Genomic DNA, 21,958 nt, shown 5'->3' on the forward strand with positions numbered 1-21,958 from the left:
TTGGGGTAATGGTCATGAGTACAGAAGATCCGCGGTTTGCAGGCGTCGCCCGCTTGTATGGCATTGAAGGCCTGGAACGCTTGAAAGCCGCTCATGTGGCGATCGTCGGTGTCGGCGGCGTGGGCTCGTGGGCGGCGGAAGCCATGGCCCGTTGCGGGGTGGGTGAGATTTCGCTGTTTGACTTGGACGATGTGTGTGTCAGCAACAGCAACCGCCAGTTGCACGCGCTGGACAGCACCGTGGGCAAACCCAAGGTCGAGGTGATGGCTGAGCGCCTGCGCGCGATCAACCCGGATTGCACCGTGCATGCGGTGGCTGACTTCGTGACCCGCGACACCATGGCCGAATACATCACGCCGAATATCGATTGCGTGATCGATTGCATTGATGCGGTGAATGCCAAGGCGGCACTGATTGCCTGGTGCAAGCGCCGCAAGATCCAAATCATCACCACCGGCGGCGCTGGCGGGCAGATCGACCCGACGCTGATCCAGGTGTGCGATTTGAACCGCACGTTCAATGACCCGCTGGCGTCGAAAGTGCGCTCTACCTTGCGCCGTGATTACAACTTCTCACGCACCGTGACCCGCCATTACAGCGTGCCGTGCGTGTTCTCCACCGAGCAACTGCGCTATCCCAAGCCGGATGGCAGCATTTGTTTGCAGAAGAGTTTTGTCGGGGATGGGGTGAAGCTGGACTGCGCCGGCGGGTTTGGCGCGGTAATGATGGTCACGGCCACGTTTGGCATGGTGGCGGCGACCAAGGCGGTGGACAAGATTGTGGCCGGGGTGCGCAGGCCTTCTGAGCGGGTCAAGCCTGCCTAAATCTCAGGGCCTTACACAATTCAAATGTGGGAGGGGGCTTGCTCCCGATAGCAGAGTGTCAGTCACTGAATAAGTTGACTGATCCATCGCTATCGGGAGCAAGCCCCTCCCACATTTAGTTTTGTGCCTGGCTTAATTCACGCATGCGCTGCAATACCGCATTCAGGCCATTGCTTCGGGACGGCGACAGTTGGCGCGAAAGGCCCAGTTGATTGAACCAATCCGGCAGATCAACCGCCTGCAACTCGGCGGCAGAAAGTCCATTGACCCGCGCCAGCAACAACGCCACCAACCCGCGAATCAACCGTGCATCACTGGCAGCAGCAAACTGCCAATGCCCATCCTGCAACCTTCCCACCAACCACACCAGGCTTTCACAACCCTGTACCAGGTTGGCGTCGACTTTATCTTCAGGCGCCAGCGGCGGCATGCGCTCGCCCCATTGCATCAACATCCGCGCGCGCTGCTCCCAACTGCCGACAGCCTGGAACGCTTCAAGTGCATTCGCCGCATCAACGGGCAAACTCATCGGAGCATATCCAGCGCTTGATCCAGCGCTTCAAAGAAACGCTCCACGTCATCGGAGTCGTTATACAGCGCCAGCGATACCCGAATCGCCCCTGACAGATGCATCGCCTTGAGCAATGGCATCGCGCAGTGATGGCCAGCGCGTACGGCAATCCCTTGCTCGGTCAACAGGTGCGCAAGGTCGGCGTTGTGCACCCCTTCGACCACAAAACTGACCAACGCCACCTGAGGTGAGCCCAGCACCTGCACGCCATTGCGTGCCTTGAGCCCGCGCAACAGGTAATCGTGCAGGGCCGCTTCATGGGCGATTACGGCCTGCTGATCCAGCGAACTCAGGTAATCCAGGCTGGCGCCCAGGCCGATCACGCTGGCAATCGGCGGGGTGCCGGCCTCAAAGCCCAATGGTGCCGGGCGAAAGCTGGCGCTGTGGTAGTCCGCCTGTTGCACCATCTCGCCGCCAAACTGCCAGTGGCGCAGGTGATGCAGGGCTTCATTGCGCCCAAACAGCACGCCAACGCCGTCCGGGCCGTAGAGCTTATGGCTGGAAAACACATAGAAGTCGCAACCCAGGGCCTGCACGTCGTGACGGCCATGGACGATGCCTTGGGCGCCATCGACCACTGTCAGGGCTCCGTGTGGCCGGGCCAGTGCCAGCAGGGCCTCCAACGGTTGCCAGGCGCCCAGCACGTTGGATAACTGGCTCACCGCTAGCAGCCGTGTGCGCGGGCCGATCAATTCGGCGGCGGCGGCGAGGTCGATCACGCCGTCATCGCCCAGCGGCAATACCACCAGCTCCAGAGCGCGACGCTTGGCCAGTTGCTGCCACGGCAGCAGGTTGGCGTGATGTTCCAGGGCGCTGATGACAATCTCATCGCCCGCATTGAATAAGTGCTCAAGGCCATAGGCCAAGAGGTTCAGCGCAGAGGTCGCGCCGTGGGTAAACACGATCTGCCCGCTGTCACCTGCGTGCAACCACTGCGCGACCTTGCTGCGGCTGTCTTCGAAAGCCTGGGTCGCGTGGGCGCCTGGCAAATGCTGGGCACGGTGCACATTGGCTGCGCCATTGGCGTAGTAATGGCTGATGGCGTCCAACAGGGCCTGGGGTTTTTGCGTGGTCGCGGCGTTGTCCAGATAAGTCTGGTCTTGCCGTTGCAGGGTGGCGATGGCCGGGAAATCGGCGCGCCAGGGGGAGGGCACAAGCATGGTGTTCAAGACTCGTATAAGCGAGCCCCAGGGTCGGGGCCCGCTAGTGGCATCGAGTGGCTGCTTAGTTGTGAGCGTGCAGCGCTTCGTTCAGTTCGATGGCCGATTTGTGGGTTTTGCACTCCACGGCACCGGTCTCGGAGTTGCGGCGGAACAGCAGGTCTGGCTGACCAGCCAAGTCACGTGCCTTGACCACCTTGACCAGTTGGTTTTGCTCGTCCAGCAGCGCAACCTTGGTACCGGCGGTGACGTACAGGCCCGATTCAACGGTGTTGCGGTCGCCCAACGGGATGCCGATACCGGCGTTGGCACCGATCAGGCAGCCTTCGCCGACCTTGATCACAATGTTGCCGCCACCCGACAGGGTGCCCATGGTGGAGCAACCGCCGCCCAGGTCCGAGCCCTTGCCAACAAACACGCCAGCCGATACACGGCCTTCGATCATGCCCGGGCCTTCGGTGCCGGCATTGAAGTTGACGAAACCTTCGTGCATCACGGTGGTGCCTTCGCCCACGTAGGCGCCCAGGCGGATACGCGCGGCGTCAGCGATACGCACGCCAGCCGGCACCACGTAGTCGGTCATTTTCGGGAACTTGTCCACCGAGAACACTTCCAGCAGCTCGCCACGCAGGCGCGCTTCCAGCTGGCGTTCGGCCAGCTCACCGATGTCGATCGCGCCTTGGCTGGTCCAGGCTACGTTCGGCAGCTGCGGGAACACACCGGCCAGGCTCAGGCCGTGAGGCTTGACCAGGCGATGGGAGAGCAGGTGCAGCTTGAGGTAGGCCTCAGGGGTGGAGGTCAGCGCGGCGTCTTCGGCCAGCAGGGTGGCGACCAACGGCGTGTGGCTTTCAGCCAAGCGGCTCAGCAGCGCGGCTTGGGTAGCGTCGACGCCTTTGAGTGCGTCGGCCAGTTGCAGGGCCTGGGTAACGGTAAAGGTGATGGCCTGGTTACCTTCGGTGTAACCCAGGATCGGCGCGATGGCGGCGACGATGTCGGCCGATGGGTTGAGCAACGGTTGTGCGTAAAACACTTCCAGCCAAGCACCTTGGCGGTTCTGAGTGCCGACGCCGAAGCCCAGGCTGAACAGGGAATTGGACATGCTGTTACCTCTACAAAAATGGAAAGGGCTGGCCTACTTGAGGGCCGCCGAATAAATATCTGGCTTGAAGCCAATCAGGGTTCTGTCACCGAGATCAAGCACCGGGCGCTTGATCATCGAGGGTTGTGCGAGCATCAATTCAATGGCTTTCGACTGATCGAGATCGGCTTTGCGTTCGTCTTCGAGTTTGCGAAAGGTGGTGCCCGCACGGTTCAAAACCACCTGCCAACCGTGCTCATTGCACCATTGGGTCAAGTGTTCGCGGTCGATACCGGCCGTTTTGTAGTCGTGGAACTCATAGCTCACCGCGTGCTCATCGAGCCAGGTGCGCGCTTTTTTCATGGTGTCGCAGGCTTTGATGCCGAAAAGGTGCAAGGTTTTGCTTGAAGCGGTCAAGGAATTGCCCCCCTTTGGACCAATGAAAACGAAAGGATCGGGATTATGCCACGACCAGCGGCCTGTGGTGCCGCTCGTCATGCTGGCGTGCGACTTATGTGCAAATGCCAGGCGGTAACATAGCCGGCTAATATGGCACTTCAAAGGCGCAGCGTTGCCTCAAGTGTGTCGTAGCAAGTCGATTGTCCGGGAACCCCGCTTTATGCAAACCGCCTACACCGTTCTTATCCTGCTGATGCTGGTCAGCGTTTCGCGTCTGGTTGGGCGTGTCATCCCCTTGCCGCTGCCGCTGGTGCAGATTGCCGCCGGTGCCCTGCTGGCCTGGCCCACGCTGGGGCTGCATGTAGCGCTGGACCCGGAGCTGTTCCTGTTTCTGTTCCTGCCGCCGCTATTGTTCTCCGACGGCTGGCGTATGCCCAAGCGTGAACTGTGGCGCTTGCGAGGGCCGATCCTGACCCTGGCGGTGGGGCTGGTGCTATTTACGGTTGTCGGTGCTGGTTACTTTATTCACTGGATTTTGCCGACAATCCCGCTGCCAGTAGCCTTCGCCCTGGCGGCCGTGTTGTCGCCAACGGATGCCGTGGCGGTGTCGGCCATTGCCCAGAACCGTCTGCCCACGCCGTTGATGCATATGTTGCAGGGTGAGGCGTTGATGAACGACGCGTCGGGCCTGGTGACCTTCAAGTTTGCCCTGGTGGCGGCGTTAACCGGGGTGTTTTCCCTGGCAGATGCCAGTCTTACGTTTGTCTTGGTGGCGGTAGGTGGCCTGGCTGTCGGCGTGGCATTGAGCTGGCTGGTCGGGCGGCTGCGCGCGTGGATGATTGCGCGCGGCTGGGATGACCCGGCCACACATGTCGTGTTCATGTTGCTGCTGCCGTTTGCCGCCTACGTCCTGGCTGAACGCCTGGGGGCGTCGGGCATTCTGTCTGCTGTGGCGGCCGGCATGATGCAAAGCTGGCTCGACCTGCTGCCGCGCCAGACCAGCACACGCTTGCTCAACCGCAGTGTCTGGTCGCTGTTGGAATTTGCGTTCAATGGTTTGATCTTTTTGCTGCTGGGCCTGCAACTGCCGGACATCATCAAGGCCGTGGTCAGTCATGAGCCGACACTATGGCCTGCCCTGTTTTATCGGTGCCTGGATGTACTCGCGATCTTCCTGGTGCTGGTGGTGTTGCGCTTTATCTGGGTACAGAGCATCTGGCGGCTGTCGGGCTTGCTGCGAAAACTGCGTGGGAAAAGTGAACTGACGCTGGTGCCGACCGCCCGTTCCTGCTGGCTGCTGACCGTCGGCGGTGTGCGTGGTGCCGTGACCCTGGCGGGGGTGATGTCGGTGCCGTTGCTGTTGGCGCCAGGCCAGGACTTTCCCGAGCGCGACCTGCTGATCTTTATCGCTGCCGGCGTAATCCTGCTGTCGCTGATTGCAGCGTGCATCGCCTTGCCGCTGTTGCTGCGTGGCATCGAAAAAAGTCCCGATGAAAAGCGCCACAAGGAAGTGCGCGAGGCTTGGAAGAAAACCGCCGTTGCGGCAATCCACGCGTTGGAGGTTGAGGAGGCCGGTGACTCTCAGGACGCTGCGCAGGCGGCGTTGGCTACGGAGCTCAAGGCGCGGATCATGTCGGAGTATCGTCACCAGCTCGAGGTGTTCAATGACTCGGCTGAAGCCCAGGCTTTGGCCTTCCAGATGGACCAACTGGAAAGCAAGCTGCGGCTTAAAGCCTTGCGAGCCCAGCGATTGGAGCTCTACAGGCTGAGCCGTCAGCACGAGATTGGTGATGATGTGTTACGTGAGGTGCTGGCTGATTTGGATATGAGTGAGGCTGGCCTGGCGCCACAGAGGTGATCCCTGGTATCTACTCGGTTGGTGCCTTGGGGTAAGTTTTTTTTGCCCAGGCGATGTCGTCCTCGCTGAGCATTGCGTTTCTTGAGTGGAACGTGTTTTCAGTGGTCAGCTCAGGGTTGATGGAGTAATGCATGATCGAGTCTGGGTCATAGGGCAATAACTCGTATTGATCGCTGCGCGGCAGGGGCAGCCAGTTGACTTGCTGTCGGGCGGCAGAAAAGTGCTGGTCAAGGCTGGGTTGGTGCCAAGGAATGTTGGCATCTGGATGTTGATGCGCGTGGTGTGCCCCCAGCATATGCCCGAATTCGTGCAATACAGTGCTGTCGAAGGTGGCGGTTGTGTGGTTGCTCGGCAGTATCATTGTTGGTTCCCAGGGGGCGACGCTCTGCGAATGGGTACCCACGGTCGATTGGCCGCCATGGTGCGGGTTCGCAGCGATTCTCACGTCACCTTCTTCACCCGTTACGAAGTCGAACTTGAGATTGATATGCGGCAACCATTGGCTGGCAGCTTTCTTGACTGCCAACTCGTAGGGGTCATCTATTTTGTAATCGTACATCGCGATCTTGATCGTGCTGTTTTGTGGCCAGTATGTAGCCAGCTCACCGACATTGCGCCGACTTCTGGAGAAGGTTTGGGTTTGAGGGGGCGCAGGGTCTGAGTGATTAACGCAAAGGGCGATAGTGTTGGTAATGGCAGAAGCGGAGATCATGGCGGTTTTCCTTTCCGCGGGCAGAGACGAACCTGAAGGTTTATTCGTCCCTGACGCAGGAAGGGTTCAGATCTTGGTTGTGAGAAATTGCGCGCTATTTACTTGTTACGGGTAATAAAATCCCGAATCCGCTGCGCCGCTTCCACGCACTCCGCCAACGGCGCGACCAGCGCCAGTCGCACGCGCCCGGCACCTGGGTTGAAACCGTCCACTTCACGAGACAGGTACGAACCCGGCACCACGGTCACATGCTCTTCCACAAACAGATCACGGCAGAACGCCGCGTCGTCGCCTTTCACATTCGGCCACAGGTAGAAACCGCCATCCGGGCTTTGTACGTCCAGCACCGGCTTGAGAATCGCCAGCACGGCGTCGAACTTCTCGCGATACAGGTCACGGTTGGCCAGTACGTGGGCCTCATCCTGCCAGGCAGCAATGCTCGCCAACTGGGTTTGCACCGGCATCGCACAGCCGTGGTAGGTGCGGTACAGCAGGAAGGCCTTGAGGATCTCGGCGTCGCCGGCTACAAAACCGGAGCGTAGGCCCGGCAGGTTGGAGCGCTTGGACAGGCTGTGGAACACCACGCAGCGTTTGAAGTCTTCGCGGCCCAGTTCGACGCAGGCGCTCAGCAGGCCCGGCGGCGGGGTTTGTTCGTCGAAGTACAACTCGCTGTAGCACTCGTCGGCGGCGATCACGAAGTCATATTCGTCGGCCAGGGCGATGAGTTTTTTCAAGGTCTCGACAGGAATCAACGCGCCGGTCGGGTTGCCGGGGGAGCACAGGAACAGGATTTGGCAGCGCTTCCAGATGTCCGGCGTCACGGCGTCGAAATCCGGGTTAAAGCCGTTGGCGTCCAGGCAGGGCAGGTAATGCGGCTTGGCCCCGGCCAGGAACGCGGCGCCTTCATAGATTTGGTAGAAAGGGTTCGGGCTCACCACCAGCGCATCGTCACCGCGATTGACCACGGTTTGGGTGAAGGCAAACAGTGCTTCGCGCGTGCCGTTGACCGGCAGGATATTACGCGCCGGGTCGAGCCAGCCTTTGGGCACGTCGAAGCGGCGTTCGCACCAGGCGCCGATGGCCTCGCGCAGGGCCGGGATACCGAGGGTAGTCGGGTAGACGGCCATCTGGTCGAGGTTATTGCTGAGTGCTTCGGCCACGAACGCCGGGGATTTGTGCTTTGGTTCACCGATGGACAAGGCAATCGGGCGCTTGTCCGGGTTTGGCGTGACGCTGCCCAGCAGGGCACGCAGTTTCTCGAACGGGTAGGGCTGGAGCTGGTTCAGGGCGTTGTTCATGTAAGCCTCTATCACGGTGTACGCAGACCTGGTGGGAGCTGGCTTGCCTGCGATGGCATCGCCTCGGTGTATCAGTGACACCGCGGTGTCTCTATCGCAGGCAAGCCAGCTCCCACAGGGGTCGTGTTTACAAAGTTAAATAATCAAATGGTCAGGCGGGTCAGTTCGACGCCCGGCTCCTGGGTCACGCTCAACTGCTCGACAATCGCCTCCTGCAACCGCACGCACAGCTCTGGGTCGGACAGCGGCTGGTTGTCGGCATCGGTGATGAAGAACACGTCTTCCACGCGCTCACCGAGGGTCGCAATCTTGGCGTTCTGCAACGACAGGTCGAACTCCAGGAAAATCCCGCCGATACGTGCCAGCAGGCCTGGACGATCCGGTGCGCTGAGTTCCAGTACCGTCACCGGCCGTTGGGCATCGTTGGAAATGGTCACCTGGGGCGCAAACGCAAAGTGCTTGAGCTGGCGCGGTACCCGGCGCTGGATGATGGTCGGGTAGTCGTCAGGGTTGCGCAGGGCCTCGGTAAGGCCTTCGCGGATTTTTTTGACCCGCGCCGGGTTGTCGCCAATCGACTCGCCTTCAGTGTCGAGCACGATATAGGTGTCGAGGGTGAACTGGCTGCTGGAGGTGATCACCCGTGCGTCATGGATGTTCAGGTTGAGCTGATCCATGGCCGCCACGGTCACGGCAAAGAAGTCGTGTTGGTCGGGTGCGTAGATGAAAATTTGCGTGCCGCCTTCGAATTCGCGCTGGGTGGTTTCCTTGATCAGTACCAGCGGGCCGCCGTCGACCGGTTGTTGCAGGATCGCGTCGCTGTGCCAGGCCACATCGCCAGCGGTGTGGCGCAGGAAGTAATCGTCCCCCAGTTGCGACCACAGTTGCTCAACGTCGTCCGGGTCATTGCCGCCGCGTACCAGGATGTCCAGGGCAGCGCTTTGGGTACGGCGGATCTGCTCTTCGCGGTCTACCGGGTTTTCCAGGCCACGGCGCAGGGCGCGCTTGGTCTCGGTGTAGAGCTGGCGCAGCAGGCTGGCGCGCCACGAGTTCCAAAGCGTCGGGTTGGTGGCGTTGATGTCAGAGACGGTCAGCACGTACAGGTAGTCCAGGCGGGTCTCGTCACCGACGATGCCGGCAAAATCGTGGATCACCTGTGGGTCGGACAGATCCTTGCGCTGGGCGGTGGTCGACATCACCAGATGGTTTTGCACCAGCCAGACGATCAGGCGGCTGTCCCACACGGGCAACTGGTGGCGCTGGCAGAAGGCTTCGGCGTCGACCGCGCCAACTTCCGAATGGTCGCCATGGCGGCCCTTGCCAATGTCGTGGTACAGCCCGGCCAGGTAGATCAACTCGGGCTTGGGCAGCTTGGCCATGAGCTTGCTGGCCAGCGGGAATTTCTCTGACACCTGGATGTATTGCAACTTACGCAGGTGCTTGATCAGGTTCAGAGTGTGGGCGTCTACCGTATAGATGTGGAACAGGTCGTGCTGCATCTGCCCGACGATAAAACCGAACTCCGGCAGGTAGCGCCCGAGGATGCCGTAACGGTTCATCCGCCGCAGGTTGCGGTGGATGCCGATCTTGCACTTGAACAGTTCGATAAACAGGCTGGTGTTGCGGATATCGTTGCGGAATTCGTCGTCGATCAAATGACGGTTTTCCCGCAGCAGGCGGATGGTATCGGCGCGCACGCCTTTGATTTCGGGCTGCTGGGCCATCAGCACGAAGATTTCCAGCATGGCGAACGGCGTGCGGCGGAACACATTGTCGTTACGCGCCTCGATATAGCCGTCATGCAGTTGGAAGCGGGCGTTGATCGGTTGCGGCGGCGCTTCGTCTTCAGGGGCCAGGATCACTTCTTCGAAGTGCTGGATGATCAGGTCGCTGAGCTGGGCGATGCTCATGACCACCCGGTAGTACTGCTGCATGAAGCTTTCGATGCTGGTCTTGGCGTCTTCGCCTTCAAAGCCCAGCAAGGTGGCGATGGAGCGTTGATGGTCAAACAGCAGGCGGTCTTCGGAGCGCCCGGCGAGCATGTGCAGGGCGTAGCGCACTTTCCACAAGAACTCCTGGGACGAGGCCAGCAGGGCGTTTTCGCTCTCCACCAGAAAGCCTTCGCCGGCGAGTGCCCGCAGGTTCAGGGTGCCGTACTGGCGACGAGCTACCCACAAAATAGTCTGGATGTCCCGCAGCCCGCCAGGCGAGCCTTTGACGTTGGGTTCCAGGTTGTATTCGGTGTCGTTGTACTTGTGGTGACGAGCCTTCTGCTCGGCACGCTTGGCGAGGAAAAAGTCCTTGCTTGGCCACATGTGCGCGGTACTGGTGACTTCGAGCATGCGCTGGCGCAGACGCTCTGGGCCGGCGATGGTGCGGCTTTCCATCAGGTTGGTGATGATGGTGAGGTCGGCGCGGGCTTCTTGGGCGCACTCGTCCACCGAGCGCACGCTCTGGCCGACTTCCAGGCCGATGTCCCACAGCAATGTGAGAAAGCGCTCGATGGAATCGCGAAAGATCTCATGGTCGGCGCTGTCCAGCAGGATCAGCAGGTCGATGTCGGAGTAGGGGTGCAGTTCACCGCGCCCGTAGCCGCCGACCGCCACCAGGGCAATATCGGCGTCTTCACTCCAGTTGAACTGCTCCCAAGCCTTTTGCAGGATGTTATCGACGAACCAGGCGCGGTCCTCGATCAGGCGGCGTATGTCCCGGCCACTGCGAAAGCGCTCATCGAGCACCTCGCGGGCCTGGCGGATCGCCTTCTTGAAAGCGGCGATGGGGCTCGCCTTCAGGGCCAGTTCGGCCTGGAACTGGCCACGGTCGAAGAGTTCGGGATCCACCTGGGGCATTGATCGGCTTTCCTTTCTATCTGTCAGTCAGTCATTACACCGTTGGGAAAACCTGTACAGCCTTTAGGCTGAAACGCGTGGGATCGTGTCGTCGGCGCGCAGGGTGAAGATCTCGTAGCCGGTCTCGGTGACCAGCAGGGTGTGTTCCCACTGGGCGGAGAGCTTGCGGTCCTTGGTGATGGCGGTCCAGCCGTCGCCCAGCACCTTGGTGTCGGCCTTGCCTTGGTTGATCATCGGCTCGATAGTGAAGGTCATGCCCGCTTTGAGCTCCATGCCGGTGCCGGCGCGGCCGTAGTGCAGGATTTGAGGCTCTTCGTGGAACACTGTGCCGATGCCGTGGCCGCAGAATTCACGTACCACCGAGAAGCCGTTCTTTTCAGCATGCTTCTGGATCACTTCACCGATGTCACCCAGGCGGCAGCCGGGTTTTACAATTTCGATGGCCTTGTACATGCATTCCTGAGTCACCTGGGACAGGCGCTCGGCCCAGACTGGCACGGTGCCGACGTGGAACATGCGGCTGGTGTCGCCGAAGTAGCGGTCCTTGATCACGGTGACGTCGATGTTCAGGGTGTCGCCGTCCTTCAATGGCTTGTCGCCCGGAATCCCGTGGCAGACCACGTGGTTGACCGAGGTGCAGATCGACTTGGGGAAGCCCTTGTAGTTCAGCGGTGCAGGAATGGCGCCTTGCACGTTGACTATATAGTCGTGGCAAATCTGGTTCAGGGTTTCGGTAGTGACGCCGGGCTTGACGTGCTCGGCGATCATTTCCAGCACGTCGGCTGCCAGTTTACCGGCGATGCGCATGCCGGCGATGTCTTCGGCGGTTTTCAAACTAACGGTCATACAGGCTCTCTCTAGCGCGACGCGCTGAAATCAATACGGTTTACGGGCGCGCGACAAAAGGTTACAGAATTCGCACAAGCCACAAAAAACGCGATTCTAACAGACGCTGGCGTCAAATCATGAGCCTCTGATGATCGCTTCTCTCTATAAGGTAGGGGTATATGGGCTCTATTCAAGGGCTTACGAGAATGCGGTCGGCGACAAATGTGATTGCTGGTTTCGTTTTTGCCGATGCTGTGGTATAAAATGCGCCGCTTTCCGGGGATACCCCGCAAAGCTTAAATCCACACACGTGTCGACACGATGACCTGGGTGCCGGAGGCCTTGATGCCGCTGGTTGGTCATTGGGATACGTGGAGGCCAAACCCGACTTATTAAGGAACTATCATGTCCCAAGTCAACATGCGCGATATGCTGAAGGCCGGTGTGCACTTCGGTCACCAGACCCGTTACTGGAACCCGAAAATGGGTAAATACATTTTCGGCGCGCGTAACAAGATTCACATTATCAACCTTGAAAAAACCCTGCCAATGTTCAACGAAGCTCTGACTTTCGTTGAGCGCCTGGCCCAGGGCAAAAACAAGATCCTGTTCGTCGGCACCAAGCGTTCCGCTGGCAAGATCGTTGCTGAAGAAGCAGCACGTTGCGGTTCGCCGTACGTCGACCACCGCTGGTTGGGCGGCATGCTGACCAACTTCAAAACCATCCGTGCTTCCATCAAGCGTCTGCGTGACCTTGAAGTGCAAGCCGAAGACGGTACTTTCGCCAAGCTGACCAAGAAAGAAGCGCTGATGCGCTCCCGTGACCTGGAAAAGCTCGATCGTTCCCTGGGTGGTATCAAGGACATGGGCGGTCTGCCTGACGCACTGTTCGTTATCGACGTTGATCACGAGCGCATCGCGATCACCGAAGCCAACAAGCTGGGCATCCCTGTTATCGGCGTAGTCGATACCAACAGCAGCCCGGAAGGCGTTGACTACATCATCCCAGGCAACGATGACGCAATCCGCGCTATCCAGCTGTACATGGGTTCGATGGCTGACGCTGTAATCCGTGGTCGCAACCACGTTGCTGGCGGTACCGAGCAGTTCGTTGAAGAAGCTCCGGTAGCTGCCGCTGAGTAATTAGCGCCCTGGCGTTGACTCAGTAAGCAAAAAGGGGGCTTGGCCCCCTTTTTGCCACCTCGAAAACCATTTGTCGGCAGCGCAGCTACATCATCTGTAACGTGCAGCGGCCTACAAGGGTGATTCGGGAAGAATTGATCCCCCGTTCGATCGGGTGGAATGGTTGAAAACCTATCCAAGAGGAATTTGAAAATGGCAGCAATTACTGCAGCGTTGGTTAAAGAACTGCGTGAGCGTACTGGCGAAGGCATGATGGATTGCAAGAAAGCCCTGGAAAAGGCTGACGGCGACATCGAAAAAGCCATTGATGACATGCGTGCTTCCGGCGCCATCAAGGCTGCCAAGAAAGCAGGCAACGTAGCTGCTGAAGGCGCGATCGCTCTGGTTGAAGACGGTAAATCCGCCGTTCTGCTGGAAGTGAACTCGCAGACCGACTTCCTGGCCCTGCAAGACGATTTCAAAGCCTTCGTTGCTGCCAGCGTTCAGAAAGCATTCGACGAGAAGCTGACTACTGTTGAGCCTCTGATCGAAGCTCAAGAAGCTGATCGTCTGGTACTGGTCGGCAAGGTTGGCGAAAACGTCAACATCCGTCGCCTGGTCCGCGTTGAAGGTGATGTTGTTGGTGGTTACCTGCACGGTAACAAGATCGGTGTTGCAGTTGTCCTGAAAGGCGGCAACGTCGAGCTGGCCAAAGACATCGCTATGCACGTAGCGGCCAGCAACCCTGAGTTCCTGCTGCCATCGGAAGTGTCCGCTGAAGCTGTTGAGCGCGAGAAAGCCGTGTTCCTGAGCCTGAACGCTGACAAGATCGCCGGCAAGCCGGAAAACATCGTTGAAAACATGATCAAAGGCCGTATCAGCAAGTTCCTGGCTGAGGCGAGCCTGGTTGAGCAGGCGTTCGTCAAGAACCCTGAAATCAAGGTTGGCGAACTGGCCAAGAAAGCCGGTGCTGAAATCGTTTCCTTCACCTACTTCAAAGTAGGCGACGGCATCGAGAAGCCGGTCGACAACTTCGCTGAAGAAGTTGCTGCCCAGCTGGCTGCCGCCAAGCAATAAGACAGTTTTCAACTGTCGCCCGAAAGAGGCTGCCCGCTCACGCGCGCAGCCTCTTTTCAAATGGGAAGGCCGATTTTATTTGGTTTCCCTTCGGAACTGGCTTACAAAGCCGTGTTCCGATGGCGCTGTAGCAGCGTCCAGCTAGAGTGAACGCAAGCCGTAAACGGCTCGCAAAGAATTTTTAAAAATACGCCGCAGGAGAGATTCGCAATGGCTCAGCAGGGCAGTGGTTATCAGGCTCGCTATAAACGCATTCTACTCAAGCTTAGCGGCGAGGCCCTGATGGGCTCCGAAGAGTTCGGGATCGACCCCAAGGTGCTCGACCGCATGGCGCTGGAAGTTGGCCAACTGGTCGGCATCGGCGTTCAGGTCGGCCTGGTGATTGGCGGCGGCAACCTGTTCCGCGGCGCAGCACTGAGTGCGGCCGGTATGGATCGGGTCACCGGCGACCACATGGGCATGCTGGCCACTGTGATGAACGCCCTGGCCATGCGCGATGCGCTGGAGCGCGCCAATATCTCGGCTATCGTGATGTCGGCTATTTCCATGGTGGGCGTGACCGATCACTATGATCGCCGCAAAGCCATGCGTCACCTGAACGCCAAGGAAGTGGTGATCTTCGCCGCCGGCACGGGTAACCCATTCTTCACCACCGACTCGGCCGCTTGCCTGCGTGCCATCGAGATCGATGCTGACGTGGTGCTCAAAGCCACCAAGGTAGACGGTGTGTACACCGCAGACCCATTCAAAGACCCGCATGCCGAGAAGTTCGATCATCTGACCTACGATGAAGTACTGGATCGCAAGCTGGGCGTGATGGACCTGACGGCTATTTGCCTGTGCCGCGACCACAAGATGCCGCTGCGCGTATTTAACATGAACAAGCCCGGCGCCCTGCTGAATATCGTACACGGCGGCGCAGAAGGGACTCTGATCGAGGAAGGCCAACAATGATCAACGAAATCAAGAAAGACGCCCAAGCGCGTATGCAAAAATCCCTGGAGTCTCTGAGCCACGCATTTGGCCAGATTCGTACCGGCAAGGCTCACCCAAGCATCCTGGGCAGCGTGATGGTGCCGTACTACGGTTCCGATACGCCTATCAGCAGCGTCGCCAACATCACCGTTAAAGACTCGCGCACCCTGCAAGTCGTGGCGTTTGAGCGCAACATGCTGGGCGCTGTCGACAAGGCCATCCAGAGCGCGGGCCTGAACCTCAACCCGACCAACCTGGGCGAGTTGTTGCTGATCTCCATGCCTGCCCTGACCGAAGAAACCCGTAAGGGCTTCACCAAGCAAGCGCGCAGCGCTGCCGAAGACGCCCGTGTTGCCGTGCGCAATATCCGTCGCGATGCCTTGGGTGACCTGAAGAAACTGGTCAAGGACAAAGAAATCAGCGAAGACGAAGAGCGTCGTGCCGTCGCCGATATCGATAAACTGACCAAAGATGCCGAGGCCCAGATCACCAAGGCCACCGAAGAAAAAGAAAAGGACCTGATGGCCGTATAAGGGGTCAGGACGCCTTCATGGAAAAGACCAAGCAGACTGTACCCTCTGTGGTGCCGCGCCATGTCGCGATCATCATGGATGGGAATAATCGCTGGGCGAAGAAACGCTTTATGCCGGGTGTTGCCGGGCATAAAGCGGGTGTCGATGCGGTGCGGGCTGTGATTGAGGTGTGCGCCGAGGCCAAGGTTGAAGTGTTGACCTTGTTCGCCTTCTCCAGTGAAAACTGGCAGCGGCCGGCCGAAGAAGTCAGTGCCTTGATGGACCTGTTCTTCAAGGCGTTGCGCCGTGAGGCCAAACGCCTCAATGACAACAACATCAGCCTGCGTATCATTGGTGATCGCTCGCGGTTCCATCCGGAATTGCAGGCCGCCATGCGCGAAGCCGAGGCTATTACCGCAGGTGCCAATCGTTTTGTGCTGCAGATTGCAGCCAACTACGGCGGCCAGTGGGACATCGCCCAGGCTGCACAGCGACTGGCTCGCGAAGTGCAGGCCGGTCATCTGCGACCGGAAGACATCACCCCCGAACTGCTGCAAACCTGCCTGGTCACTGGCGACCTGCCGCTACCAGACTTGTGCATCCGTACCGGTGGCGAGCACCGCATCAGCAATTTCCTGCTGTGGCAGTTGGCCTACACCGAGCTGTACTTCTCCGACCTGTTCTGGCCGGACTTCAAACACGATGCCATGCGTAATGCGCTGGCTGATTTCGCTTCCCGTCAGCGTCGCTTCGGTAAAACGAGCGAGCAGATCGAAGCTGGAGCCCGGGTTTAAATGCTTAAACAACGAATCATCACAGCACTGATCCTGTTGCCGATCGCCTTGTGCGGGTTTTTCCTGCTCGATGGTTCCGGTTTTGCGCTGTTTATCGGCCTGGTCGTGACCTTGGGTGCCTGGGAATGGGCGCGTCTGTCGGGTTTCAATGCGCAGTTGCCACGGGTGGTGTATGCCGCCGTCGTCGCATTCTTGCTGTTCCTGATGTACATCCTGCCGGAGCTTGCACCTTGGGTGTTGGGCGCGGCGGTCTTGTGGTGGGCATTGGCGACGTTCCTGGTGCTCACTTATCCGGGCACCAGCGGCAAGTGGTCGAGTGTGGCCTGCAAGCTGGTGATTGGCTTGTTGATACTGCTGCCGGCCTGGCAAGGTCTGGTGGAGATCAAGCGTTATCCTCTGGGCAACTATTTGATCATGGCGGTCATGGTGCTGGTGTGGGGCGCGGATATCGGCGCCTACTTCTCCGGCCGTGCGTTCGGCAAGCGCAAGCTGGCGCCAGCTGTCAGCCCGGGCAAGAGCTGGGAAGGCGTATACGGCGGCCTGGCGCTGACGCTGGTGATTACGCTGGTTGTCGGTGTGGTGCGTGATTGGTCGGTGAAGGAAATCTTCCTGGCCTTGTTGGGTACTGCCATCGTCGTGTTTATCTCGGTAGTGGGCGACCTCACCGAAAGCATGTTCAAGCGCCAGGCCGGGATCAAGGACAGCAGCAACCTGCTGCCAGGTCACGGTGGCGTTCTGGACCGCATCGACAGCCTGACCGCTGCAATCCCGATCTTCGCCGTGCTGTTGTGGATGACCGCTTCGTGAGCCGCCTGCAACAAGTGACCGTGCTGGGTGCGACCGGCTCGGTCGGGCTGAGCACCCTGGATGTGATTGCGCGCCATCCTGATCGCTATCAGGTGTTCGCGCTGACCGGTTTCACCCGTCTGGCTGAGCTGCTGGCCTTGTGCGTGCGCCATACGCCACGGTTTGCCGTGGTGCCTGAGGCAGCGGCCGCGCGAGGCTTGCAGGATGATCTGCGGGCTGCGGGCCTTGCCACCCAGGTGTTGGTGGGGGAGGAGGGGTTGTGCCAGGTTTCGGCGGATGCCGATGTGGACACCGTCGTCGCTGCCATTGTTGGCGCAGCAGGTCTGCGCCCGACCCTGGCAGCCGTCGATGCAGGCAAAAAGATCCTGCTGGCCAACAAAGAAGCGCTGGTGATGTCCGGTGCTCTCTTTATGCAGGCGGTACGCAAAAGCGGCGCCGTACTGCTGCCGCTCGATAGCGAGCACAATGCAATTTTCCAGTGCATGCCCGGCGACTACGCGCGTGGCTTGAGCCAGGTGGGCGTGCGTCGCATCCTGCTGACTGCTTCCGGCGGGCCGTTTCGACAGACGCCGTTGGCAGAGCTGGAGCAGGTTTCGCCTGACCAGGCGTGCGCGCATCCCAACTGGTCTATGGGGCGTAAAATCTCCGTGGATTCGGCGAGCATGATGAACAAAGGCCTGGAGTTGATCGAGGCCTGCTGGTTGTTCGATGCGCGCCCTGATCAGGTTGAGGTGGTGATCCACCCACAAAGTGTGATTCATTCCCTGGTTGATTATGTGGACGGCTCGGTATTGGCCCAATTGGGCAATCCCGATATGCGCACGCCGATCGCCAACGCGTTGGCCTGGCCGGAACGCATTGATTCCGGCGTAGCGCCGTTGGATCTGTTTGCGGTTGCCCGTCTGGACTTCGAAGCGCCGGACGAGCAGCGTTTCCCTTGCCTGCGTCTGGCGCGGCAAGCGGCCGAGGCGGGGAATAGCGCGCCGGCCATGCTTAATGCGGCCAACGAGGTAGCCGTGGCGGCGTTTCTCGACGGGCGCATCCGTTTCCCGCAGATCGCGAGTATCATCGAGGACGTCCTTGGGCTTGAGCCTGTCGTCGCGGTGAGCGATCTCGGGGCGGTGTTCGAGGCGGATACCAAGGCCCGGGCCCTGGCCGAACAATGGTTGGGTCGCAACGCGCGTTAGTCTGTTGGTGTGTTTGAGCCTGGCAGGCACTGGATTGGAATGCGGAGAAATTAGATGAGTGCGCTTTACATGATTGTCGGCACCCTGGTTGCTCTGGGTGTGCTGGTTACCTTCCACGAATTTGGCCACTTTTGGGTGGCGCGTCGTTGCGGCGTCAAGGTATTGCGCTTTTCCGTCGGTTTCGGCATGCCGCTGTTGCGCTGGCACGACCGTCGCGGCACCGAGTTCGTGATCGCCGCCATCCCGTTGGGTGGCTACGTCAAGATGCTTGATGAGCGCGAAGGCGAAGTGCCGGCTGATCAGTTGGACCAGTCGTTCAATCGCAAGACCGTTCGTCAGCGTATTGCCATTGTTGCCGCCGGCCCTATTGCCAACTTCCTGCTGGCAATCGTGTTTTTCTGGGTGCTGGCCATGATGGGCAGCCAGCAACTGCGCCCTGTGATCGGCGCGGTTGAGGCGGGCAGCATGGCGGCGCAGGCTGGTTTGCTCGCGGGTCAGGAAATTGTTTCGATTGATGGCGAGCCCACGGTGGGTTGGGGTGCGGTCAATTTGCAGTTGGTGCGTCGCCTGGGTGAAAGCGGCACGGTCAATGTCGTGGTGCGCGAGCAGGATTCCACCGCCGAGACGCCGCGTACACTGACCCTGGATCATTGGCTCAAAGGAGCCGATGAGCCTGACCCCATCAAGTCCCTGGGTATTCGCCCTTGGCGTCCGGCGCTGGCGCCGGTGCTGGCCGAGCTGGACCCGAAAGGCCCTGCACAGGCCGCGGGCCTGAAAACCGGCGACCGCTTGCTGGCCCTCGATGGTCAAGCGGTGAACGAATGGCAGCAAGTGGTTGATCTGGTGCGTGTACGCCCTGATACCAAAATTGTGCTGAAGGTTGAGCGCGATGGTGCTCAAATCGACGTCCCTGTCACCCTGGCGGTGCGTGGGGAGGCCAAGGCGGCTGGGGGTTACCTCGGTGCCGGCGTCAAGAGCCCGGAGTGGCCGCCTTCGATGTTGCGAGAGGTGAGTTACGGGCCGTTGGCAGCGATTGGCGAGGGTGCAAAACGCACTTGGACCATGAGCGTGCTGACCCTCGAATCCCTCAAGAAAATGTTGTTCGGCGAGCTCTCGGTAAAAAACTTGAGTGGACCGATAACCATTGCTAAAGTGGCGGGCGCTTCTGCCCAGTCGGGTGTCGCGGATTTCCTGAATTTCCTGGCTTATCTGAGTATTAGCCTGGGTGTTCTGAATTTGCTGCCCATTCCAGTATTGGATGGGGGGCATCTGTTGTTTTATCTGGTCGAGTGGGTGCGTGGTCGCCCCTTGTCAGATCGGGTGCAGGGTTGGGGGATACAGATCGGTATCAGTTTGGTGGTCGGGGTGATGTTGTTAGCCTTGGTCAACGATCTGGGACGTCTGTAACGCTTCGCTGAATTGCGAATCTGCCGCATTTTGCGGCAGTTTGTTTATTGCCAGTTGGAATAAGAAAGGACTTCATGAAACGTCTGCTGCTAACTGCGGTTCTCACCGTATTGATGATCGCCGAAGTTCACGCCGAGTCCTTCACCATCTCCGATATTCGCGTCAACGGCCTCCAGCGGGTTTCCGCGGGTAGCGTCTTTGGTGCCTTACCGTTGAACGTCGGTGAACAGGCTGATGACCGTCGCCTGGTGGAATCCACTCGTGCGCTGTTCAAAACCGGTTTCTTTCAAGACATCCAACTGGGTCGCGAAGGCAACGTCCTGGTCATCACCGTCGTCGAGCGGCCTTCCGTCGCCAGTATCGAGATCGAAGGCAACAAGGCGATCTCTACTGAAGACTTGATGAAAGGTCTGAAGCAATCCGGCCTGGCCGAAGGCGAGATCTTCCAGCGCGCCACCCTCGAAGGTGTGCGTAACGAGCTGCAACGCCAGTACGTTGCCCAGGGGCGCTACTCCGCGACCGTGGAAACGGAAGTGGTGCCACAGCCGCGTAACCGTGTTGGCCTGAAGGTCAATATCAACGAAGGCACTGTGGCGGCGATCCAGCACATCAACGTGGTGGGCAACACCAAGTTCTCCGATGATGACCTGATCGACCTGTTCGAGCTCAAGACCACCAACTGGCTGTCGTTCTTCAAGAACGACGACAAGTACGCCCGTGAAAAACTCTCTGGTGACCTGGAGCGCCTGCGTTCCTACTACCTGGACCGTGGCTATATCAACATGGATATCGCTTCGACCCAGGTGTCGATCACCCCGGACAAGAAGCACGTCTACATCACTGTCAACGTCAACGAAGGCGAGAAGTACAAGGTTCGTGACGTCAAGCTGAGTGGCGACCTGAAAGTACCTGAAGACCAGGTCAAGGCGCTGCTGCTGGTGCAGAAAGACCAAGTATTCTCGCGCAAGCTGATGACCACCACCTCCGAGCTGATCACCCGCCGCCTGGGTAACGAAGGCTATACCTTCGCCAACGTCAACGGCGTGCCGACGCCGCATGATGATGATCACACCGTAGACATCACCTTCGTTGTCGACCCGGGCAAGCGTGCCTATGTGAACCGCATCAACTTCCGTGGCAACACCAAGTCTGCAGACGAAGTGCTGCGTCGTGAAATGCGCCAGATGGAAGGTGGCTGGGCGTCGACTTACCTGATCGACCAGTCCAAGACCCGTCTTGAGCGCTTGGGTTTCTTTAAAGAAGTGAACGTCGAAACCCCGGCTGTACCGGGTGTGGACGACCAGGTTGACGTGAACTACGCAGTTGAAGAACAAGCGTCGGGTTCCATCACCGCCAGCGTCGGCTTTGCACAGAGTGCTGGTCTGATCCTGGGTGGTTCGATTACCCAGAACAACTTCCTCGGTACCGGTAACAAGGTGTCCATCGGCCTGACCCGCAGCGAATACCAGAGCCGCTATAACTTCGGTTATGTCGACCCCTACTGGACTGCTGACGGTGTGAGCCTGGGCTACAACGCCTTCTACCGCACCACCGACTACAAAGACCTCGACGTTGACGTTGCAAGCTATGCGATCGACAGCCTGGGTGCTGGCGTGAACATCGGTTACCCGATCAGTGAGACCTCGCGTCTGACCTTTGGCCTGACTGCGCAACAGGATGAGATCAAGACCGGCGTCTACACCGTGGACGAAATCTTTGACTTCACCCGTCGTGAAGGCGACAAGTTCCTGAACTTCAAGGCGTCTGCCGGCTGGTCCGAGTCGACCCTGAACAAAGGTGTACTGGCAACTCGTGGTCATTCCCAGAGCTTGACCCTGGAAACCACCACGCCGGGCAGCGACCTGTCGTTCTTCAAACTCGACTACCGCGGCCAGCTGTTCCAGCCGTTGAGCGACAACTACACCATGCGCCTGCACACTGAACTGGGCTATGGTGATGGTTATGGTTCGACCAATGGTCTGCCGTTCTACGAGAACTACTACGCAGGTGGTTTCAACTCTGTACGTGGTTTCAAAGACAGTACCTTGGGCCCACGTGGTACCCCGAGCCGTGGTGTAGGTGTCACCGGTAACCAAGGTACAGTGGCTGACTCTGACAACGACCCGCTGCCGTTCGGTGGTAACGTGTTGATCCAGGGTGGTGCAGAGATCCTGTTCCCGCTGCCGTTCGTGAAGGATCAACGCTCGCTGCGTACGTCGGTATTCTGGGACGTGGGTAACGTGTTCGACTCCAAGTGCGAGCAAATCCGTAACCCGAGTGGCGTGAAGTCCAACACCCAATGCAACGACGTGAGCCTGAGCAACCTGGCAAGTTCGGTAGGTGTAGGTGTGACCTGGGTGACTGCGCTTGGCCCATTGAGCTTTGCTCTGGCCATGCCGATCAAGAAACCGGATAACGCTGAAACCCAGATTTTCCAATTCTCCCTCGGCCAGACGTTCTAAGCGTCTGACCCAAGATAACGACAACGGATTCTGTAGGAGTA

The 21,958-nt window shown here is 59.1% G+C and carries 19 protein-coding genes; 11 read left to right on the top strand and 8 right to left on the bottom strand.

Going from position 1 to position 21,958, the window contains the following annotated elements:
* Positions 1-8: 8 nt before the first annotated feature.
* A complete protein-coding gene (gene tcdA, locus ICY20_RS02725) occupies positions 9-824 on the top strand; it encodes a tRNA cyclic N6-threonylcarbamoyladenosine(37) synthase TcdA (protein WP_159956605.1) in 816 nt (271 codons plus the stop codon).
* Positions 825-939: 115 nt separating this feature from the next.
* Here the strand turns inward: tcdA and ICY20_RS02730 are convergent, their stop codons facing one another.
* The 4 genes from ICY20_RS02730 to ICY20_RS02745 form a co-directional block, all read right to left on the bottom strand.
* Positions 940-1,353 (bottom strand): SufE family protein, encoded by a 414-nt coding sequence (locus ICY20_RS02730; RefSeq protein WP_194936878.1) that lies wholly within the window; start codon positions 1,351-1,353, stop codon positions 940-942.
* On the bottom strand, positions 1,350-2,555 hold the full coding sequence (locus tag ICY20_RS02735; protein WP_159956601.1) for an aminotransferase class V-fold PLP-dependent enzyme: 1,206 nt from the start codon (positions 2,553-2,555) through the stop codon (positions 1,350-1,352). The genes ICY20_RS02730 and ICY20_RS02735 overlap by 4 nt, the downstream gene beginning before the upstream one ends.
* 64 nt (positions 2,556-2,619) lie before the next feature.
* A complete protein-coding gene (gene dapD / locus ICY20_RS02740) occupies positions 2,620-3,654 on the bottom strand; it encodes a 2,3,4,5-tetrahydropyridine-2,6-dicarboxylate N-succinyltransferase (RefSeq protein WP_159956599.1) in 1,035 nt (344 codons plus the stop codon).
* A 33-nt stretch (positions 3,655-3,687) separates the two neighbouring features.
* Positions 3,688-4,050 carry an ArsC family reductase gene (locus tag ICY20_RS02745; RefSeq protein ID WP_135288166.1) on the bottom strand — a complete coding sequence of 121 codons (363 nt, stop codon included), beginning with the start codon at positions 4,048-4,050 and terminating at the stop codon, positions 3,688-3,690.
* A gap of 202 nt (positions 4,051-4,252) precedes the next feature.
* Here ICY20_RS02745 and ICY20_RS02750 point away from each other — a divergent pair, with 202 nt between their 5' ends.
* Positions 4,253-5,890, top strand: coding sequence for a Na+/H+ antiporter (locus ICY20_RS02750; protein ID WP_194936879.1), 1,638 nt, complete (start codon positions 4,253-4,255; stop codon positions 5,888-5,890).
* 10 nt (positions 5,891-5,900) lie between these two features.
* Here ICY20_RS02750 and ICY20_RS02755 read toward each other — a convergent pair whose 3' ends face one another.
* The 4 genes from ICY20_RS02755 to map form a co-directional block, all read right to left on the bottom strand.
* The gene (locus ICY20_RS02755) at positions 5,901-6,602 is read right to left on the bottom strand and encodes a M12 family metallopeptidase (protein ID WP_194936880.1); all 702 of its coding nucleotides are present in this window, start codon (positions 6,600-6,602) and stop codon (positions 5,901-5,903) included.
* Positions 6,603-6,700: 98 nt separating this feature from the next.
* Positions 6,701-7,900, bottom strand: coding sequence for a succinyldiaminopimelate transaminase (dapC, locus tag ICY20_RS02760; RefSeq protein ID WP_159956593.1), 1,200 nt, complete (start codon positions 7,898-7,900; stop codon positions 6,701-6,703).
* A gap of 143 nt (positions 7,901-8,043) precedes the next feature.
* Positions 8,044-10,746: a [protein-PII] uridylyltransferase gene (locus tag ICY20_RS02765; RefSeq protein WP_194936881.1), complete on the bottom strand. Its 2,703-nt coding sequence runs from the start codon at positions 10,744-10,746 to the stop codon at positions 8,044-8,046.
* 63 nt (positions 10,747-10,809) lie between these two features.
* Entirely contained in the window at positions 10,810-11,592 is a 783-nt protein-coding gene (gene map / locus ICY20_RS02770; protein ID WP_012722594.1) for a type I methionyl aminopeptidase, read from the bottom strand.
* A gap of 387 nt (positions 11,593-11,979) precedes the next feature.
* Here map and rpsB point away from each other — a divergent pair, with 387 nt between their 5' ends.
* From rpsB to bamA, 9 genes are all read left to right on the top strand, one after another.
* On the top strand, positions 11,980-12,717 hold the full coding sequence (gene rpsB, locus ICY20_RS02775) for a 30S ribosomal protein S2 (RefSeq protein ID WP_003189158.1): 738 nt from the start codon (positions 11,980-11,982) through the stop codon (positions 12,715-12,717).
* Between the two features lie 192 nt (positions 12,718-12,909).
* Entirely contained in the window at positions 12,910-13,773 is an 864-nt protein-coding gene (tsf, locus tag ICY20_RS02780) for a translation elongation factor Ts (protein ID WP_159956589.1), read from the top strand.
* A 210-nt stretch (positions 13,774-13,983) separates the two neighbouring features.
* Positions 13,984-14,727 (top strand): UMP kinase, encoded by a 744-nt coding sequence (pyrH, locus tag ICY20_RS02785; RefSeq protein WP_003172271.1) that lies wholly within the window; start codon positions 13,984-13,986, stop codon positions 14,725-14,727.
* Positions 14,724-15,281 carry a ribosome recycling factor gene (frr, locus tag ICY20_RS02790; protein ID WP_122487867.1) on the top strand — a complete coding sequence of 186 codons (558 nt, stop codon included), beginning with the start codon at positions 14,724-14,726 and terminating at the stop codon, positions 15,279-15,281. Before pyrH ends, frr begins: the two co-directional genes overlap by 4 nt.
* Before the next feature lie 17 nt (positions 15,282-15,298).
* Positions 15,299-16,054 (top strand): polyprenyl diphosphate synthase, encoded by a 756-nt coding sequence (uppS, locus tag ICY20_RS02795; protein ID WP_071487451.1) that lies wholly within the window; start codon positions 15,299-15,301, stop codon positions 16,052-16,054.
* Positions 16,055-16,861 carry a phosphatidate cytidylyltransferase gene (locus ICY20_RS02800; RefSeq protein WP_159956580.1) on the top strand — a complete coding sequence of 269 codons (807 nt, stop codon included), beginning with the start codon at positions 16,055-16,057 and terminating at the stop codon, positions 16,859-16,861.
* Positions 16,858-18,048, top strand: coding sequence for a 1-deoxy-D-xylulose-5-phosphate reductoisomerase (gene ispC / locus ICY20_RS02805; RefSeq protein ID WP_159956578.1), 1,191 nt, complete (start codon positions 16,858-16,860; stop codon positions 18,046-18,048). Before ICY20_RS02800 ends, ispC begins: the two co-directional genes overlap by 4 nt.
* Before the next feature lie 54 nt (positions 18,049-18,102).
* Positions 18,103-19,455, top strand: a complete 1,353-nt coding sequence (gene rseP, locus ICY20_RS02810; RefSeq protein WP_159956576.1) for a sigma E protease regulator RseP — start codon at positions 18,103-18,105, stop codon at positions 19,453-19,455.
* A gap of 74 nt (positions 19,456-19,529) precedes the next feature.
* Complete coding sequence (gene bamA, locus ICY20_RS02815) at positions 19,530-21,917, top strand: outer membrane protein assembly factor BamA (RefSeq protein ID WP_159956574.1); 2,388 nt, start codon at positions 19,530-19,532, stop codon at positions 21,915-21,917.
* The last annotated feature ends 41 nt before the right edge of the window (positions 21,918-21,958 follow it).

The sequence above is a fragment of the Pseudomonas pisciculturae genome, assembly GCF_015461805.1.
GTDB lineage: Bacteria > Pseudomonadota > Gammaproteobacteria > Pseudomonadales > Pseudomonadaceae > Aquipseudomonas > Aquipseudomonas pisciculturae.